The organism is Kitasatospora sp. CMC57 (assembly GCF_045866025.2).
GTDB lineage: Bacteria > Actinomycetota > Actinomycetes > Streptomycetales > Streptomycetaceae > Kitasatospora.
The window spans coordinates 1,265,330-1,281,993 of sequence record NZ_AP035881.2; the positions used below are offsets into that span (position 1 = coordinate 1,265,330).

Below are 16,664 nucleotides of genomic sequence, written 5' to 3' on the forward strand. Positions count from 1 at the left end.
GAGACCGTCAAGCCCGCCGCAACATTTTGTTGAAGCCCGGCCCCTTCCCCCGGAACCCCCGCTCGCTACAGTGAGCAGGTGCGATTGAAGGTGGAGTTCACAACAGAGCCGTTCGAGCTGGACACGTTCCCGGACCACGCGGTGGCCGCCCGGCAGGCGGTGGACGAGGCCGGCCTGGCCGTCACCGTCGGCCCGTTCGGGACCGAGGCCGAGGGCCAGGACGAGCAGGTGCTCGCCGCGGTGACCAGGCTGCTGCGCGAGAGCCTGGCCGCCGGAGCGACCCAGATCTCGCTGCAGGTGAGCCTGCTCGGGAACGAGAAGACCGACGACAACACTTCGGAAGGAGTGGGTAACCCGTGAGCGATGCCCTGGAACACCCGCTCGCCGCGGCGATAAAGCCGCTGCTGGAGGCCGTCGGCGCGACCCAGGTCTCGATCGACGAGGCCCGGGCCGACGACGTACTACTGGAGTGGGACGGCCAGACGGCGGTCGCCGTCCGCCTTCCGCATCTGAGCAGTGCCCTGGACCGGCTGCTGGCCGAGATGGCCCGTCAGTTCGACGGCCGCCCGCTGACCGAGCTGGACCGCTGGGAGAAGCAGCGCGTGGTCGCCCTCCTGGAGGAGCGCGGCGCGTTCACCGTCCGCCACGGGGTGGAGACGGTGGCGTCGGCCCTCGGCGTCAGCCGGTTCACGGTGTACAACTACCTCAACCGGCAGGACGGTACGAAGACCGGCTGAGCCCAGTGTCTCCGACCTGCGGGCCGGGCACACTTGGCTGATCGCACACCAAGAGGGCTGGTCACAGACCCTGACTCAAAACGTAACAACCAACAGTTCAACAAAGTGTTGACGGCCGGGGGTGGCCGATCTAGCTTTTGCGGGTGGCACCACACTTCAGGAGGTCCACCCGTGACCAGCCTTCCCACCACTCCTGACGCTCTGTCGGCGGTCCCCGCCGCCGAGCTGACGGAGACACTGCTGGAGATCTGCTCCAGCCCCAGCTGGGCCGCCGCCGTCGCGGAGACCCGGCCCTGGTCCGACCGGGCCGAGCTGTTGGCCGCCAACGAGGCGGCGATGGCCAAGCTGACGGTCCAGGACCTCACCGACGCGATGGCCGGTCACGCCCGGATCGGCGAGCCCAAGACGGGCGACGCCACCTCCGAGCGCGAGCAGGCCGGCATCCAGGGAGTCGACTCCGCACTCCTGGACGAGCTGCACGAGGCGAACGCCGCCTACGAGGCGAAGTTCGGCCACGTCTTCCTGATCTGCGCCACCGGCCGCACGGCCGGCACCATGCTCGCCGCGCTGCGCGAGCGCTTCCCCCACGACGCCGCCACCGAGGCGGAGATCGTCCGGGGCGAGCTGCGCAAAATCAACGACATCCGTATCAACCGGCTGTTCCACGCGGCCTGACTCGCTGTCGACCAGTCAATTCCTGCCATCAGTAAGGTCATTCAACCCATGACTGGCATCTCCACGCACGTGCTCGACACCAGCCTCGGCCGCCCGGCCGAGGGCGTCCCGGTCGAGCTCGCACTGCACACCGAGGGTGGCTGGCAGGTGCTCGGCACCTCCGCCACGGACTCCGACGGCCGGGCCAAGGACCTGCCGGCCGTGGAGGCGGGCTCGGTCGTCCGGCTGCTCTTCGACACCGCGGCGTACTACGCCGCCAAGTCCGAGGAGCCGCCGTTCTTCCCCGAGGTCTCGATCGTCTTCACGGTCGCGCCCGCGCAGCACCACTACCACGTGCCGTTGCTGCTCAACCCGTTCGGATACTCGGTCTACCGCGGAAGCTAGTAGACCGCTGGAACCCTTAGGAGCCGTCATGGCCCACGTGCTCGGTCAGAACCAGTACGGCAAGGCGGAGAACCGGATCGTCCGGGTCTACCGTGACTCCACCCGCCACGAGATCAAGGACCTGAACGTCTCGGTCTCGCTGCGCGGTGAGTTCGACGACGTCCACCTCACCGGCTCGAACGCCAACTGCCTGCCCACCGACACCACCAAGAACACCGTGTACGCCTTCGCCAAGGAGTACGGCATCGAGTCGGCGGAGGCCTTCGGCATCACGCTGGCCCGCCACTTCGTGGACAACACCGAGCGCGGTGTCGTGCACAGCGCCCGGATCCGGATCGAGGAGTACACCTGGGACCGGATCAAGACGCCGGACAGCTCGGCGCGCTTCATCGGTTCCGAGGAGGTCGGCCACTCCTTCGTCCGCAACGGCGGCGAGGTACGGACCAGCGAGATCGTCTACGACGGTGAGACCGTCTCGGTGATCTCGGGCCTGAAGGACTTGACCGTGCTGAACTCCACCAACTCGGAGTTCTGGGGCTACATCAAGGACAAGTACACCACCCTCCAGGAGGCGTACGACCGGATCCTGGCCACCCAGGTGACGGCCCGTTGGAAGTACTCCTACCGCGGCGCCGAGGACGAGGCCCAGCCGAACTGGAACCGCTCGTACCAGCACATCCGGCGCCACCTGCTGGAGGCGTTCGCCGAGACCTACTCGTACTCGCTGCAGCAGACCCTGCACTCGATGGGGACCCGGGTGCTGAACAACCGGGCCGAGGTGGACGAGGTCCGGCTCGAACTCCCCAACAAGCACCACTTCCTGGTCGACCTGTCGCCCTTCGGTCTCAAGAACGAGAACGAGGTCTACTACGCAGCCGACCGGATGTACGGGCTGATCGAGGGCACCCTGCACCGCGAGGGCGTCGTCCCGGTCATCCCGGTCGCCTGACCCACCCATGAACGCCGTCCAGCACCGCTGCACCCACCGGCCTCGCCCGGCCGGACGGTGGTGGACGGTCCGCACCACCCGCTCCACCTGTTTCTCCACCCCCATCATCCGGAGATCGTGCTCGCCTCACGGCGGCCGACCCGGGGAGCTGGAGAAACCTCCCGGAGGACCCTTGCACCGCCGTCCCGCCTCCGGGACCTCTCCAGCGCCACGGGCGCGCCGGGAGCCACGAGCGCAAGAGGGGCTCGACATGGCAACCAGCTCAACCCGAACCACAGACGGCGGTTCCACCCCAGACGGGCCGACACGGCCTGACGGTGTGTCAAGCAGCCTCCTCGACACACCCGACGGCCGTGCGGTCCACCCCGTGGACGAGCTGCTGCCGACGGTGAGACTCTTCACCACCGGACTCCAGCACGTCGCCGCGATGTACGCGGGCGTGGTCGCGCCCCCGCTCATCGTCGGTGCCGGTGTGGGTCTCTCCCCCACCGAGCTCGCCCTGCTCATCTCGGCCAGCCTGTTCACCGCGGGCCTGGCCACCCTGCTCCAGACCCTGGGCGTCTGGAAGATCGGCGCCCGGCTGCCGTTCGTGAACGGCGTGTCGTTCGCCGGGGTCGCACCGATGCTGGCGATCGCCAAGGAGCACGGGCCCGACCAGGCCCTGCCGGTGATCTTCGGCGCGGTGATCGTCGCGGGGCTCCTGTGCTTCCTCGCGGCACCGTACTTCTGCAAACTGATCAGGTTCTTCCCGCCGGTCGTCCAGGGCACCGTGATCACCCTCATCGGGGTGTCCCTGCTGCCGGTCGCGGTCAACTGGGCGCGCGGCGGTTCACCCGCCGCCCCCGGTTACGGCTCCGTCAGGGCCATCGGGCTCGCCGCGTTCACCCTCACCGCGGTGGTGCTCTGCAACAAGCTGCTCCGGGGTTTCTGGCAGCAGCTCTCGCTGCTCATCGGGCTGGCCATCGGCACCGCGCTGGCCTTCCCGCTCGGCCTCGCCGACTTCGGTGCGGTCTCACGGGCGGAGGTCTTCGCCCTGCCGTCCCCGTTCCACTTCGGGGCGCCGGTCTTCGACCTCACCGCCATCGTGTCGATCTGCATCGTGATGGTGGTCTCGATGACCGAGTCCACCGCCGACATGCTGGCGCTCGGCCGGATCGTCGACCGCGAGGCCGACGAGCGCACGCTCGCCGCCGGCCTTCGGGCGGACGGCCTCGCCACCGCGGTCAGCCCGGTCTTCAACGGCTTCGCGGCCAGCGCCTTCGCCCAGAACATCGGGCTGGTGGCGCTGACCAACATTCGCAGCCGGTTCGTGGTCGCGGCCGGTGGCGGCATCCTGATCCTGCTCGGGCTCTTCCCGGTGCTCGGCTCGCTGGTCTCCCTGGTGCCCTCGCCCGTCCTGGGCGGCGCCGGGATCGTGCTCTTCGGCACGGTCGCGGCGAGCGGCATCAGGACCCTGGCCGAGGCGGGGATGCAGTCCAGCGCCAACACCATCCTGGTCTCGGTCTCGCTCGGGGTGGGAATCGTCCCGATCGCGGCCCCGACCTTCTACGACGCCTTCCCGGAGGCCGTCCGCACGCTGATGCACTCCGGCATCTCGGCCGGCTGTGTGCTGGCCGTCCTGCTCAACCTGCTCTTCCACCACGTCGGTGCCGACCGCCAAGCCCCGTCCGGCGGTCCCACCGGTGCGACGGTGTCAACGGCGACACCGTCCTGACCGGTGCGGGGCGCGCACCGCTCACCGCGCGCCCCGCACCCTCCCCCATAGGAGAAACACCATGGCTGTCCAGCCCCCGCGCCCCGACCAGCGGATCGTGATCGAGAACGTCGCCATCGCGACGGTCGACGCCAACGACACCGAGTACGCCCGCGGCCACGTCGTCGTCCTCGGCAACAAGATCGAGTCGGTCGGCAACGGACCCGCCCCGGCCTGGCTGGACAACGTGGTGCGCCGGATCAACGGCGAGGGCCACCTCGTCACCCCCGGCCTGGTCAACACCCACCACCACTTCTACCAGTGGATCACCCGGGGCCTGGCCCAGGACAACATCCTGTTCGACTGGCTGGTGGCGCTCTACCCGACCTGGGCCCGGATCGACGACCGCCTGGTGCACGCCGCCGCCCAGGGCTCGGCCGCCGCGCTGCTCAAGTCCGGCTGTACCACCGCCTCGGACCACCACTACGTGTTCCCGAAGGACGGCGGCGACATCCTCGGCGCCGAGATCGAGGCCGTCCAGGAGCTCGGCATGCGCTTCACCGCGCTGCGCGGCTCGATGGACCGCAGCAAGAAGGACGGCGGCCTGCCGCCGGACGACGCGGTGGAGAAGACCGAGGACATCCTGATCGCCTCCGAGGCGGCCGTCGACAAGTACCACGACGCCTCCTTCGACTCGATGCTGCAGATCGCCATCGCACCCTGCTCGCCGTTCTCGGTCTCCACCGAACTCATGCGCGAGGCGGCCGTGTTGGCCCGCCGCAAGGGCGTACGGCTGCACACCCACGGCTCGGAGACGGCCGAGGAGGAGCAGTTCTGCAAGGAGCTGTTCGGGATGGGCCCGACGGACTACTTCGAGTCCACCGGCTGGCTGGGCGAGGACGTCTGGATGGCGCACTGCGTCCACATGAACGACTCCGACATCGCCAAGTTCGCCGAGACCGGCACCGGTGTCGCGCACTGCCCGTCCTCCAACGCCCGCCTGGCGGCCGGCATCGCCCGGGTCCCCGACATGCTGGCGGCCGGCGTTCCGGTCGGCCTCGGCGTGGACGGCACCGCCTCGAACGAGTCCGGCGAGCTGGGCACCGAGCTGCGCAACGCGCTGCTGATCAACCGTCTGCACGGCAGCCCGAAGGCGCTCACCGCCCGCAGCTCGCTGCGCCTGGGCACCATGGGCGGCGCCCGGGTGCTCGGCCGGCAGAACGAGATCGGCTCGATCGAGGTCGGCAAGCTCGCCGACCTGGCGCTCTGGAAGATCGACGGCATCATGCACTCCTCGATCGCCGACCCGGTCGCCGCGCTCACCCTCGGCGCCCTCCCGCCGCTGGCGCTGCTGCTGGTCAACGGCAACCCGGTGGTGGAGAAGGGCAACCTGACCACCGTCAACGAGGACAAGATCGCCCAGGACTGCGCCCGCGCCGCCAGGGAGCTGGCCGCCCGCCTCTGATCCCCCCTCAACTCCGGTCCGCACCCGGGACGGTGCGGTAGCCGGACTCCACCCCTCGGGGCTGGAGAGCAGCCCCGGACTCACGGCGAGAGTCCGGGGCTGTCACCTTCTACACTGCCGGATGCTGCGCCACCAGCGCACCGTACCCGCCGGCCTCCCAGACCAGGGCCCGGAACTGCTGCAGGCTGAGCGCCTCCGTGGGATCGCCGTCGGCGGGCGGGAAGTGCACCGAGCCGCAGCGGGCGCAGTACCAGGCCCGCGACCAGACCGCCTCGGCGGCGGGGCGGCCCACCATCGCGGCGCGGAACCGTGCGGCGAGGCGGGCCGCCAGGACGAACAGCAGCACGGCCGTGAGCAGGGCGAACCCGGAGATCCAGCCCAGGAAGGCCAGATCGGAGTCGTGCGCTGCGGCGGCCGAGGAAGGCCCGCCGTTGATCCACACGGTCGGCGTTCCGTTGATGGTCGTCCACTGCTCCGAACCGGCAGCCGAGCCGGTGCCGTCCCCGGAGAACCAGTGCCCGCCCAGCGCACCACCGATGAACGTACCGATCGCCACCAGCGTGGCGAACACGCCCAGCATGCCGAGCCCCGCAGCCCCCGCGGCCCTGGTGACGGCCGACACCGCCCGAGGCGGCGCGGGCGCGAGGGCGGCCGACAGTGCCGTGGTCACCCCCCGGGTGACCGTGGTCGGCCGCCCGTCCCCGTCCCGCCCGGGCACGCTGACCGTGTCCCGACCGGCCAGGTAGACCGCCGGGACGCTCCTGATCTCATCCGAGAGCCCGCAATTCGGGCAGGAGTGCGGCTGATTGGAGTGATTCGGTCTGGTGTGGTCGATGCCCGCCATGTGTCCCCCGCGTGATGGTCGGCTCGGCAATCCTGCCGTACCCGTCTACCAGACGCGTGCCAGTGGCGGGTCAGTTGCCTGGAGGTCATCCCGGCCGATCCGGGCAACCGCCGACCGTCAGGCGGTCCGGCCCAGGGTGGCGAGGTAGGCCCGCCAGCCGCCGTACTCGGTGATCTCGCGGTGGACGCCGCGCTCCAGTTCGCCGCGGCTGAGCAGCATCGAGAGGCAGGCGGAGCCGTCGGCGAGCTCGATCACGCCGAGTTCGAGCTCGCGCGGCTCGCCGGGGAGGATGACGTCGCGCAGGTGGGCCAGGTCGACGTCGTAGAGCTCGCCCTCGATGGCGGTGTCCACCGCCGGGTCGGGGTGCAGGCCGGGGCAGACGTCGCCGATCGAGAAGAACCGGTAGCCGGAGGCGGTGGTCACCGGGCCGATCAGGGCGTCGGCGACCGAGGGGTGGTACGGACCGCCCACCATGGCCTGGCCGTTGAAGAAGATGAGTGCCATCGGATGCTCCTCGGGAAGCCGTACGGCCACCCCGCTCAGGGGTGGCCGTACGGATCGTAGAAATTGTCGCGGCCAGTACTACAGCCCGGCAGGCGGCAGGCCGGTTGCGGCTGGCTAGATTGGTGGTCAGTCGAGCAGCGCGAGCGCGGGCAGGGTGAGGAAGTCGACGAACTCCTCGGCCAGCGAGACCTGCTCGAACAGCCTGGCGGCCTCGTTCCAGCGCCCACCGGCGTACACGTCGTCGCCCAACTCGGCCCGCAGTGCGGCGAGTTCCTCGGTCACGAGCCGACGGACCAGCTCGGCCGTGGCCTTCTCGCCGGTGTCGGCCAAAACCACATCGTTGTGGATCCACTGCCAGATCTGCGAGCGGGAGATCTCGGCGGTCGCGGCGTCCTCCATCATGTTGAAGATGCCGACCGCGCCGAGGCCGCGCAGCCACGCCTCGATGTAGCGGATCCCGACCTGGACGGCGTTGTGCAGACCGGCCTCGGTGCAGCTGCCGCCCGCGCCCGCGATGTCCAGCAGCTGAGCGGGCGTCACCGGCTCGGTGGAGCCGGGGTTGTCCTTCTGGTTCGGCCGGTCGCCGAGCACCGCGTCGAAGCAGGCGCGGGCGACCGGGACCAGGTCCGGGTGAGCCACCCAGGAGCCGTCGAAGCCGTTGCCCGCCTCGCGCTCCTTGTCCGCCCTGACCTTCTCCAGCGCGGCGGCGTTGACCTCGGGGTCGCGGCGGGACGGGATGAAGGCGGCCATGCCGCCGATCGCGTGCGCGCCGCGCCGGTGGCAGGTCTGCACCAGCAGCCGGGCGTAGGCGGCCATGAACGGCGAGGTCATCCCGACCGTGTTGCGGTCGGGGAGGATGTAGTGCTCGCCCGCGTCCCGGAAGTTCTTCACGATCGAGAAGAGGTAGTCCCAGCGGCCCGCGTTGAGGCCCGCCGCGTGGTCGCGGAGTTCGTAGAGGATCTCGTCCATCTCGAACGCGGCGGTGATCGTCTCGATCAGCACGGTGGCCCGGATCGTGCCGTGCTCGATGCCGAGCGCGGCCTGCGCGTGGGTGAAGACGTCGTTCCAGAGCCGGGCTTCCAGGTGGCTCTCGGTCTTCGGCAGGTAGAAGTACGGGCCCGAGTTCGGGTCCTCGGGACCGCGTGCGATCAGCCGGGCGGCGTTGTGGAAGAAGTACAGGCCGAAGTCGAACAGGCCGCCGGAGACCGGGGCGCCGTCGACCATCAGGTGGGTCTCGTCCAGGTGCCAGCCGCGCGGCCGAACCACGACGGTGGCCAGCTCGGCGGCGGGCTTGAGCGCGTACGACTTGCCCGCGTCGGTGGTGAAGTCGATCCGGCCCTCGAAGGCGTCGATCAGGTTGACCTGGCCGCTGACCACGTTCTCCCAGGTGGGGGCGGTGGCGTCCTCGAAGTCGGCGAGCCAGACCTTGGCGCCGGAGTTGAGGGCGTTGATCACCATCTTGCGGTCGGTCGGACCGGTGATCTCGACCCGGCGGTCCCGCAGCGCGCGCGGCGCCTCGGCGACCTTCCAGTCCCCGGCGCGGATCCCGGCGGTCTCGGGGAGGAAGTCGAGGGTTCCGGCCGCCGCGATCTCGTCCCGGCGGGTCTTCCGTCGGGCCAGGAGCTCCTGCCGGCGGCCTTCGAACGCACGGTGCAGACCGACCACGAAGGCGACCGCCTGGGGAGTGAGCACCTCCTCGCTGCGGGGGACGCGCGGTCCGGCGACAGTGACGACCGGAGCGGCGGGGGATGCGCCGGCGGGGTCCTGATCTGCAGCCATGGCAGAACACTCCTTGGACAGTTGAGCCAACAGGGAGGTTCCGGTGGGAACCTCCTCGATACCGACCCACCTACTGGCGGGTTCGGTTCTGTAAGGTGGAGACTAGTTTCCGCGATACAGAATTTCAACGCTTTGTTGAGGTAGATCGCTGGGACTCTACTCCTCCTCCGACAGCGAAGGGAACGCCGGTGGCCAGCACCTCCGCCGCAGCACCCACAGGGGCCGACCGTGCCACCGGCGGCGTGCAGTCCGTCGAGCGCGCGTTCCAGCTCCTCGAAGCCCTGGCCGACTCCGGCGGGGTGGCCACCCTGAGCGAGCTCTCCGCCACCTCCGGGCTGCCGATGCCGACCATCCACCGGCTGATCCGTACCCTTGTGGCGCAGGGGTATGTCCGCCAGGACACCGCCCGCCGCTACACCCTCGGCCCCCGGCTGATCCGGCTCGGCGAGACCGCCGGCCGGCTGCTCGGCAGCTGGGCCCGTCCGTACCTGGCGGAGCTGATGGAGGCCACCGGCGAGACCGCCAACCTGGCCGTGCTGGAGGGCGGCGAGGTGGTGTACGTCGGACAGGTGCAGTCGCGCCGCTCGATGCGGATGTTCACCGAGGTCGGCCGCCGGGTGCAGCCGCACTGCACCGGGGTCGGCAAGGCCCTGCTGGCCCAGCTGGACGAGGCCGAGGCGCGCGGCGTGCTCGGCACCCAACCGCTCCAGTCGCACACCCCGTACACCGTCACCGACCAGGCCGAGCTGTTCACCCAGCTGGCCCGGGCCAGGGAGCGCGGCTACGTGGTGGACGACCAGGAGCAGGAGATCGGCGTCCGCTGCATTGCCGTTGCCGTGCCGGGTGCGCCGACCCCGACCGCGCTCTCGGTCTCGGGGCCCGAGGCCCGGATCCGGGCGCTGGAGGCCCAGGCGGGCAACACCGCGCTGGTGCCGGTGATGCGGCAGATCGCGAGCCGGCTCGGGCAGGTGCTGGCCCCCTGACACCCTGCGGCTCGGACGGCCCGTTGCACTGACGGCGGGTCAGTCCAGCATGAGCGAGCCGACCTGGGACGCCGTCAGATGAAAGACCGCCAGCTCCGGCTCGGCGCCCACCTGGGCGAATAGTCGGGGCGCGGCGGCCAGTTTGGGGTTGGACCGCACCGCCTCCAGCGCGGCCTTGTCCCGCCACAGGCTCTGCACCCGCCAGCGTCCGCCCGGGCCGCGGAGCAGCTCCGTCCTGATCAGCCCCTCCGGCAGCGGACCGGCCACCAGCTCCCGGTACGACGTCACCAACTCGGCCTCGCGGTCCGGTCCGACGACCGCGCTGACTTCACTCAAGACCTCTCCGGACACTGTCCTCACCTCCGTGGGAATCCACGCTACGCCGATACAGTGCGTACCGGGATCACTACGATCGGCAGACAGGTGATGACAGTGCGCAGATGGGTGATGACCGGCCTGGCCGCCACGGCGGCGCTGGTGCTCGGTGCCACAACGGCGAGCGCGGTGCCCTCGAACTCCGACCTGGAGGTGGTCAGGATCGACCCCGGCCCGGCCACGCCGGGCGGCACCACCACCGTGCACGGCTTCGTGGCCAACCTCGGCCCGCAGCAGACCGGCTCCTCGTTCACCGTGCTGATCGACCTGCCGGCCGGGTTCACCGCCGTGGGGCCGTACTTCCCGGCGAACTGCAGGTCCCTGGTCGGCCGGGTGGTGAGCTGCACCTTCGGCGCCGGGCTGCCCTCGCTGCGGACCGCGACCGCGCTGGTGCCGGTCCGGGTGAACGCCGACGTGCCCCACGGCACGAAGGCCGAGGGGCACGTCAGGGTGGTGAGCGTGGACGATCACAACGCCGCGAACGACAGCACGCCGTTCACGCTGACCGTCAGCTGAGTCAGCGGTACACCCGGACGTAGTCCGAGGAGAAGCTGATCGGCGCGGTGCCGGAGGGTCCCGGGTGGTACTGCCCGGCGCCCACCGAGAGGTTGAGGATCAGGTAGGCGGACCAGTCGGCGCCGACACCGGTGCCGTCGGAGAAGACCTTGGCGCCGTTGACGTACCAGTCGACCGAGTTGGCGCCGTAGTAGGTGCCGATGGTGACCCACTTGTCGTGGCCGACCGCATTGGCGTCGGTGTAGTACTTCGAGCCGGACTTGACGTGGTTGGTCAGCTCCAGCAGTCCCGCGTTGTCGGGGTGGTACTCGAAGCTGTCGATCTCGCCGTTGCCGTTCTTCCAGGTCCAGAGCGCGGGCCAGGCGCCGGAGCCGGCCGGCAGCTTGACCCGGGTCTCGGCGTAGTCGCCGGTCTTCACCTGGAAGCCCTGACTGGAGTACTCGGTGGTGAGCAGCCCGGTGTCCCAGGCCTGCTTGCCGTTCTCCAGGGTGTGGCTGGACGGCTTGGCCGTGAAGGTCGCCACTCCGCCGGAGACCGAGACGCCGCTGGTGCTGATCCAGTCGAGCTTGTTGTCGTCCGGGTTGTGGTTGCCGTAGCGGTACGAGCTGCTCTTGTCACCGACCCACTTGGAGCCCCAGGCGATCGAGCTGTCGAACTCCTCGGACCAGGTCAGCGCCTTGCCGGGGATCGGCGAGGTGGTGGTCGGCTGCGTCGGGGCCGGCGCGGGGGTGGGCGTCGGCGCCGGAGCCGGGGTCGGCGCGGGGGCCGGGGTGGGCGTCGGGGCCGGCGCGGGAGCGACCGTGCCGCCGACGGTGAGCTGCTGCGACGGCAGGTTGTGCCAGCCACCGGAGTAGTCCTGCCAGAAGCCGAACTGGGTGTACGTGCCGGCGGGCAGCGTACGGGCCCCGCTGGTGAAGGTCACGCCGCCGGGGCAGATCTGCACGTTCGAGGCGTTGCCTGGGAAGTCCAGGTTGTGACCGGCCGCGTCCCGGACGCCGACGCCGAGCGTCTTGGCGGTGAAGCAGGCGCCGGAGTGGACGGTCAGCCCGGCCTTGGTCCAGGTGTTCGCGGCCATCGTGGTGGGGGTCAGCCGGTCCTGGGTCACCGTGGTGGCGGCCTGGGCCTGACCGGACAGGCCGGTGGCGATCAGCGGTACGGCGGCCAGTGCGGCCACGCCGAGGCGTGCGGGGGTAAGGGCTGTGCGCATGGGCAGGGTCCTCTGCGACGCCTACGAGGTGAGCTGTCGGGTTCGGGCAAGAGGATCGCCCGGCCGCTGTGGGAGCGGCTTCACCCCGAGCGGGCCCATGCCGGAGCAGGGGGCACCGCAGACTGACCTGGTTCCCCCGCTCCTGTCCATGTTCGGTGCTCGGGCAACCGGCGCCGGGTGGACAGGACTCGGCGTCCCGGCGATGGCGTCCGCGTAGGTGCGGACAACTCCATGCAGGCTAGGCAGGTCGTCCGGCCATCGACAACGAGAGCTGCCTCACACGGGCTCCCGGGTGGCACGGCTCGCCGGGTCGGCCCCCGCCCGGGGCGTCGGGGCTCCCGCCGGATGGCCGTCCGTGACAAGTCGCTTGGATTCCAAGGTAGTTACGCGCAAGTGAAGTATTGGCGCAGCACTTCCCCAGGGACCTGACATGACCACACAATGTCAGTCATGCGAATGACTCTACGCGCGTTGAAGACCCGTGCCGTCTCCGTCGCCGTGGTGGGCCTGGTCACCCTGGCCCCCACCGCCGTGTTCGCCACCGACGCCTCCGCCGACGTCAGTGGCAGCATCTGTCTGACCGCCCTGCCCAGCCAGGGCCGGGACACCGTCCGGCTGATCGACCAGGGCGGCCCGTTCCCGTACCGCCAGGACGGCGTCGTCTTCCAGAACCGGGAGGGCGTACTGCCCGACCAGGACAGCGGCTACTACCACGAGTACACCGTCAAGACGCCCGGATCGTGGACCCGAGGTGCCCGACGGATCATCACCGGCAAGGTGTTCCACGAGGAGTACTACACCTCGGACCACTACGCGACCTTCCGTCAGGTCGACTTCGGCTGCTGACCACCCGTCACCTCCGGCGCCCGTCCCCGAACTCCGGGGGCGGGCACCGTCGTTTCCCACCGCGACTCTTTACGGGTGATTTACAGCCGGGTACGCTCCCTGAAACATCTTGCGGCATCTTGCGCAAGATGGAACGTCAACTCCCGGTCGGTGGCGTGCGCCGCAGTGCCCTTCCCAGGCCCTGTGCTGTCGACGGGTTCTCCCCCACCCCATCAGGCCCCGAGGAGTCCATCCGTGGACCGTGAAGCCGCACGCCGCCGTCCCCTTCGTCGAAGTCCCCGCCGTCGAAGTCCGCTGCTCGCCGTCCTGGCGGTCGTCGCCGGACTGGTCGCCACCCTGCTGCCCGCGCTCACCGCGAGGGCCACCGCCACCACCACCGTTTCCGCCGCCCCGACCTCCGCCACCGTCTACTACTGGACCGCGGGCACGAACTGGTCGGCGTACTACCTGCATTGGGCCGCCACCGGCGGCGGCTGGACCACCGTGCCCGGCACGAGGCTCACCGCCGCCTGCACCGACTGGGTCAAGCTGACCGTCGACCTGGGCACCGCCGCCACCTGGCAGGCGACCTTCAACAACGGCTCGGGCACGTGGGACAACAACGGCGGCGCCAACTACCAGTTGGGCACCGGCGCGGTGACCGTCAAGAACGGCGTGGTGGCCCACAGCGACCCGTGCGGGAGCGGCACACCGCCGCCAACTCCCCAGCCGGGTAACGCCGCCACCGTCTGGTACGCCACCGCCACGGTCGGCTGGTCCACCGTCAACCTGCACTGGGCGCCCACCGGCGGCGCCTGGACCACCAGCCCCGGCGTCGGCATGGAGGCCGCCTGCGCCGGCTGGGTGAAGAAGAGCGTCAGCCTGGGCACCGCCACCGCCTGGCAGGCGACCTTCAACAACGGCAACGGCGTCTGGGACAACAACAACGGCGTCAACTACCAACTCGGCAGCGGCAACAGCACCGTCAAGGACAGGACCGTGACGGCCACGGCCGTCGACCCCTGCGCCGCCGCGGTGCCCGACACCACCGCGCCGACCGCCCCCACCGGTGTGGCCGCCACCGCCACCGGCACCGCCACCGTGCTGACCTGGAACCCCGCGACCGACAACGTCGGGGTGACGGGCTACCAGATCACCAGGACCGGTGGCACCAAGGGCAGTTCGGTCACCGACACCGGCTCCACGGTCTACTCGCAGAGCGGTCTCGAGCCCACCACCGCCTACTGCTGGACCGCCAGGGCCCGCGACGCGGCGGGCAACCTCTCCGCCGCCTCGGCCGCGTCCTGCGCCACCACAGGCCCGGCCGAGCCCACCCCGGCCGGCGGGACGCCTCTGGGCGGTGACCCGCGCAAGGACCCGATCTACTTCGTGTTGACGGCCCGTTTCAACGACGGGGACAGCAGCAACAACCGGGGCGGCAGCCAGGACGTGAAGTCCGGCAACGCGGCCGGCAACGACCCGATGTTCCGGGGTGACTTCAAGGGCCTGGTGCAGAAGCTCGACTACGTCAAGGGCCTCGGCTTCTCGGCGATCTGGATCACGCCCGTGGTGCTGAACCGCTCGGACTACGACTACCACGGCTACCACGGGTACGACTTCTACCGGGTGGACCCGCGGCTGGAGTCGGCCGGTGCCTCGTACCAGGACCTGATCAACGCCGCGCACGCCAAGGGCATCAAGATCTACCAGGACGTGGTCTACAACCACAGCTCCCGGTGGGGCGCCAAGGGCCTGTTCACCCCGACCGTCTACGGCGTCCGGGACAGCCAGTGGAGCTGGTACTACGACGCCCCCAACACCGGCTTCGAGTACGACGGCCTCACCGTCGACCCGGTCTCCGGCAAGTCGTACTACAACGGTGACCTCTGGTCGACCGCCGAGCCGAGCGGCAACACCTGTCTCAACTGGGGGAAGCCGACCGGCGCGAAGAGCCCCGAGGGCTACACCATCTACAACTGCCAGTGGCCGGGTGCCACCACCGGCATGTTCCCCAAGGCGCTCTACCACCAGTGCTGGATCGGCAACTGGGAGGGCGAGGACTCCCGTTCCTGCTGGCTGCACGAGGACCTGGCGGACTTCAACACCGAGAGCCCGGTGGTCCAGCAGTACCTGATCGGCGCGTACGACAAGTACATCGACATGGGTGTGGACGGCTTCCGGATCGACACCGCCGTGCACATCCCCCGGGTCACCTGGAACCGCCGCTTCCTGCCCGCGATCTACGAGGAGGTCGGCCGGAAGTTCGGCGCCGCGAAAGCCGCGGACTTCTTCGTCTTCGGTGAGGTCGGCGCCTTCGTCAACGACAAGTGGAACCGGGGCTCGGTCAACCACTCCGCCCAGTTCTTCACCTGGAAGGAGCGCCGGGAGTACACATCCGACGACGTACAGGCGGCGCTCGACCAGTTCACCTACGAGAACGCCATGGGCACCGCCAACCAGCCCGTCTCCAGCAACGCCTTTCTGAACGGGAACGCGTACCACGCACCGGACCGGAGCCAGTTCAGCGGCATGAACATCATCGACATGCGCATGCACATGAACTTCGGTGACGCCTCGAACGCCTTCAACAACGGCAAGGACTCCGACGACTCCACCAACGACCCGACGTACAACGTGGTCTACGTGGACAGCCACGACTTCGGCCCGAACAAGTCCAGCACCAGGTACGCCGGTGGCACCGACGCCTGGGCCGAGAACATGGCCCTGATGTGGACCTTCCGCGGCATCCCGACGCTCTACTACGGCTCGGAGATCGAGTTCCAGGCCGGGAAGCAGATCGACTGCGGTCCCACCTGCCCGCTCGCCACCACCGGCCGCGCGTACTACGGGGACAAGGTGGCCGGGGAGGTGACGGCCGGCGACTTCTCGGTGGTCTCCTCGGCCTCCGGTGCGGTGGCGACCACGCTCCAGCAGCCGCTGGTCAAGCAGGTCCAGCGGCTGAACCAGATCCGCCGTGCGGTCCCGGCGCTCCAGCTCGGCCAGTACTCCACCCAGGGCGTGACCGGCGACATGGCCTTCAAGCGCCGGTACACCTCGGGCGGCGTGGACAGCTTCGCGCTGGTCGCGGTCACCAACGCGGCCAGCTACACCGGGATTCCGAACGGCACCTACCGGGACGCCGTCACCGGTGACGTGAAGGTGGTCTCCAACGGCATGCTGTCGGTCGCGGCCCCGGGCAGGGGCAACCTCCGGGTATACGTGCTCGACCTCGGCGGCAGCAACGCCGCGCCGGGCAAGGTCGGCACGGACGGTCCGTACCTGAGGTAGACCGGGTGAACGGACCGATGGTCCGCTAGGTTGGGTGCGGTCGCCGCTCGCGGCCACCGCACCCAATCCGCCGCTCCGCCCAGACGAGGACCGCCCGAGATGACCGCGCCTCTGCCAGCCTTCGCCGGCCACACCTACCTGTTCCAGGTCGACAACGGCGCCGCCTTCCGCAACACCTACTCGGCGGACGGCCGTCGGCTGCGCTGGGAGGGTCTCGGCGAGTCGGCGGGTCAGTGGGAGGACGTCGAACTGCACGTCGCCCAGGTCGCCCCGGAGATCTACTTCGTCAGCTGGACGGAGAAGAGCGGGATCACCGTCAGCCACGTGATGGACCTGGCCGCGATGACCGTCCGCACCTTCTGGACCTTCGAGGGCGAGGGCGGCCGGGTCGGCCAGCTGCACACCGGCACGCTGCAGGCGGAGGCCTGACCAAGGCGAAC

General features: G+C 69.9%; 17 protein-coding genes and 1 riboswitch. Of the genes, 12 read left to right on the forward strand and 5 right to left on the reverse strand.

The window, feature by feature from the left end:
• Positions 1–78 precede the first annotated feature (78 nt).
• The 7 genes from ACKUU6_RS05805 to ACKUU6_RS05835 all read left to right on the forward strand — a co-directional run bounded on the left by ACKUU6_RS05805 (position 79) and on the right by ACKUU6_RS05835 (position 5,903).
• Positions 79–360 (forward strand): thiamine-binding protein, encoded by a 282-nt coding sequence (locus ACKUU6_RS05805; RefSeq protein ID WP_407987366.1) that lies wholly within the window; start codon positions 79–81, stop codon positions 358–360.
• Positions 357–737 carry a helix-turn-helix domain-containing protein gene (locus ACKUU6_RS05810; protein ID WP_407987367.1) on the forward strand — a complete coding sequence of 127 codons (381 nt, stop codon included), beginning with the start codon at positions 357–359 and terminating at the stop codon, positions 735–737. Before ACKUU6_RS05805 ends, ACKUU6_RS05810 begins: the two co-directional genes overlap by 4 nt.
• Before the next feature lie 171 nt (positions 738–908).
• Complete coding sequence (gene uraD / locus ACKUU6_RS05815) at positions 909–1,412, forward strand: 2-oxo-4-hydroxy-4-carboxy-5-ureidoimidazoline decarboxylase (RefSeq protein ID WP_407987368.1); 504 nt, start codon at positions 909–911, stop codon at positions 1,410–1,412.
• Between the two features lie 48 nt (positions 1,413–1,460).
• On the forward strand, positions 1,461–1,796 hold the full coding sequence (gene uraH, locus ACKUU6_RS05820; RefSeq protein WP_184912256.1) for a hydroxyisourate hydrolase: 336 nt from the start codon (positions 1,461–1,463) through the stop codon (positions 1,794–1,796).
• 28 nt (positions 1,797–1,824) lie between these two features.
• Positions 1,825–2,745: a factor-independent urate hydroxylase gene (pucL, locus tag ACKUU6_RS05825; protein ID WP_407987369.1), complete on the forward strand. Its 921-nt coding sequence runs from the start codon at positions 1,825–1,827 to the stop codon at positions 2,743–2,745.
• A gap of 250 nt (positions 2,746–2,995) precedes the next feature.
• Positions 2,996–4,459, forward strand: a complete 1,464-nt coding sequence (locus ACKUU6_RS05830; RefSeq protein WP_407987370.1) for a nucleobase:cation symporter-2 family protein — start codon at positions 2,996–2,998, stop codon at positions 4,457–4,459.
• A gap of 61 nt (positions 4,460–4,520) precedes the next feature.
• A complete protein-coding gene (locus ACKUU6_RS05835) occupies positions 4,521–5,903 on the forward strand; it encodes an 8-oxoguanine deaminase (RefSeq protein ID WP_407987371.1) in 1,383 nt (460 codons plus the stop codon).
• A 109-nt stretch (positions 5,904–6,012) separates the two neighbouring features.
• On the opposite strand, the gene ACKUU6_RS05840 is transcribed toward ACKUU6_RS05835, so the two are convergent.
• From ACKUU6_RS05840 to aceB, 3 genes are all read right to left on the reverse strand, one after another.
• On the reverse strand, positions 6,013–6,573 hold the full coding sequence (locus ACKUU6_RS05840; protein WP_407987372.1) for a hypothetical protein: 561 nt from the start codon (positions 6,571–6,573) through the stop codon (positions 6,013–6,015).
• A gap of 291 nt (positions 6,574–6,864) precedes the next feature.
• Positions 6,865–7,251 carry a gamma-glutamylcyclotransferase gene (locus ACKUU6_RS05845; protein WP_407987373.1) on the reverse strand — a complete coding sequence of 129 codons (387 nt, stop codon included), beginning with the start codon at positions 7,249–7,251 and terminating at the stop codon, positions 6,865–6,867.
• Between the two features lie 126 nt (positions 7,252–7,377).
• Complete coding sequence (aceB, locus tag ACKUU6_RS05850; RefSeq protein ID WP_407987374.1) at positions 7,378–9,030, reverse strand: malate synthase A; 1,653 nt, start codon at positions 9,028–9,030, stop codon at positions 7,378–7,380.
• A gap of 188 nt (positions 9,031–9,218) precedes the next feature.
• Between aceB and ACKUU6_RS05855 the strand changes: the two genes are divergently transcribed.
• Positions 9,219–10,013 (forward strand): IclR family transcriptional regulator, encoded by a 795-nt coding sequence (locus ACKUU6_RS05855; RefSeq protein WP_407987375.1) that lies wholly within the window; start codon positions 9,219–9,221, stop codon positions 10,011–10,013.
• Positions 10,014–10,052: 39 nt separating this feature from the next.
• Here ACKUU6_RS05855 and ACKUU6_RS05860 read toward each other — a convergent pair whose 3' ends face one another.
• Positions 10,053–10,349 carry an antibiotic biosynthesis monooxygenase gene (locus ACKUU6_RS05860; RefSeq protein ID WP_407987376.1) on the reverse strand — a complete coding sequence of 99 codons (297 nt, stop codon included), beginning with the start codon at positions 10,347–10,349 and terminating at the stop codon, positions 10,053–10,055.
• Positions 10,350–10,445: 96 nt separating this feature from the next.
• Between ACKUU6_RS05860 and ACKUU6_RS05865 the strand changes: the two genes are divergently transcribed.
• Complete coding sequence (locus ACKUU6_RS05865; protein WP_407987377.1) at positions 10,446–10,904, forward strand: hypothetical protein; 459 nt, start codon at positions 10,446–10,448, stop codon at positions 10,902–10,904.
• A gap of 1 nt (position 10,905) precedes the next feature.
• Here ACKUU6_RS05865 and ACKUU6_RS05870 read toward each other — a convergent pair whose 3' ends face one another.
• Positions 10,906–12,111 (reverse strand): hypothetical protein, encoded by a 1,206-nt coding sequence (locus ACKUU6_RS05870; protein ID WP_407987378.1) that lies wholly within the window; start codon positions 12,109–12,111, stop codon positions 10,906–10,908.
• Positions 12,112–12,114: 3 nt separating this feature from the next.
• A riboswitch (cyclic di-AMP (ydaO/yuaA leader) is annotated at positions 12,115–12,279 on the reverse strand.
• A 282-nt stretch (positions 12,280–12,561) separates the two neighbouring features.
• Here ACKUU6_RS05870 and ACKUU6_RS05875 point away from each other — a divergent pair.
• From ACKUU6_RS05875 to ACKUU6_RS05885, 3 genes are all read left to right on the forward strand, one after another.
• A complete protein-coding gene (locus tag ACKUU6_RS05875; RefSeq protein WP_407987379.1) occupies positions 12,562–12,957 on the forward strand; it encodes a ribonuclease domain-containing protein in 396 nt (131 codons plus the stop codon).
• Between the two features lie 234 nt (positions 12,958–13,191).
• Positions 13,192–16,224 carry a carbohydrate binding domain-containing protein gene (locus ACKUU6_RS05880; protein WP_407987380.1) on the forward strand — a complete coding sequence of 1,011 codons (3,033 nt, stop codon included), beginning with the start codon at positions 13,192–13,194 and terminating at the stop codon, positions 16,222–16,224.
• A gap of 99 nt (positions 16,225–16,323) precedes the next feature.
• Positions 16,324–16,653: a phenolic acid decarboxylase gene (locus ACKUU6_RS05885; protein ID WP_407987381.1), complete on the forward strand. Its 330-nt coding sequence runs from the start codon at positions 16,324–16,326 to the stop codon at positions 16,651–16,653.
• Positions 16,654–16,664 lie beyond the last annotated feature (11 nt).